The sequence below is a fragment of the Micromonospora sp. NPDC003241 genome, assembly GCF_053589795.1.
The window spans coordinates 1-1,167 of record NZ_JBSFSO010000105.1 but is presented as its reverse complement, the minus strand read 5'-3'; the positions used below and the strand labels follow the sequence as shown (position 1 = coordinate 1,167).

At 69.3% G+C, this 1,167-nt stretch carries 1 protein-coding gene and 1 pseudogene; one reads left to right on the top strand and one right to left on the bottom strand.

Annotated features, from left to right (window positions below; translation table 11 throughout):
* Positions 1–415: RDD family protein (locus tag ACWDVW_RS32635; protein ID WP_449956840.1), on the top strand; the 415-nt coding region annotated here is incomplete at its 5' end.
* A gap of 63 nt (positions 416–478) precedes the next feature.
* Here ACWDVW_RS32635 and ACWDVW_RS32630 read toward each other — a convergent pair.
* Positions 479–1,167, bottom strand: a pseudogene (locus tag ACWDVW_RS32630) (serine hydroxymethyltransferase); the annotation flags it as partial.

The window sequence follows — 1,167 nt, the reverse complement described above, 5'->3', positions numbered from 1 at the left end:
CCGTCGCACGCTCGCCTACATTCTCGATGTCACCGTGCACGTCGCGATCGGCGTCGGGATCGGTGTGCTGGCGAATCCGGCGAGCGAACAGGCGGTGGAGCAGCAGGATTGGGGCAACCTGCGGATCGACTGGGCGATGGTGGTCGGCTTCTTCCTGCTCGCCTCGTTCGTCGATCGGGTGCTGATCCAGGCGGTCACCCACACCACCCTGGGCAAGGCCGTGTTCGGGCTCGTCGTCATCGACCGCGACACGGGCCGCTATCCCCGGCTGCGGTGGCTCCTGGCGGTGTGGCTGGTCGGCGTGATCATGCCGGTGCTCGCCCTCGGCAACAGCACCGTTCCCGAACGCCCGGAGCGCTACTTGCTTCCGGCCGTGCGCCGTCGCGATGTGAAAGATCGCGCGACCGGGTCCTGAATACGGCGAACGCCCTCGGCAACCGAGAAGTCCGGTCGCCGAGGGCGTTTCGTCGGTATCGGCTCAGCCGAGCAGGCGCCAGTCCTCCAGGCCCTGGTAGAGCGGGACGCTCTGGGCCAGCTTGGCGACGCGGGCGCGCAGCGACTCGGTGTCGGAGGTGCCCGCCAGGGCGGCGGCGATGATGTCGGCGACCTCGGTGAACTCGGCGTCGCCGAAGCCACGCGTGGCCAGGGCGGCGGTGCCGATACGCAGGCCGGAGGTGACCATCGGCGGGCGCGGGTCGAACGGGACCGCGTTGCGGTTGACCGTGATACCGACCTCGTGCAGGAGGTCCTCGGCCTGCTGGCCGTCGAGCTCGGAGTTGCGCAGGTCGACCAGGACCAGGTGCACATCGGTACCGCCGGTGAGCACCGAGACGCCCTTGTCCTTGACGTCGGCGCCGGTCAGGCGCTCGGCCAGGATGCGGGAGCCCGACAGGGTGCGCACCTGACGGTCCTTGAACTCCTCCGTCGCGGCGATCTTGAACGCGGCGGCCTTGGCGGCGATCACATGCATCAGCGGGCCACCCTGCTGACCCGGGAACACCGCCGAGTTCAGCTTCTTGGCGAATTCCTGCTTGGCCAGGATCAGACCCGAGCGGGGGCCACCGAGGGTCTTGTGCACGGTGGAGGACACCACGTCGGCATACGGCACCGGCGAGGGGTGCAGACCGGCGGCGACCAGACCGGCGAAGTGCGCCATGTCGACCCACA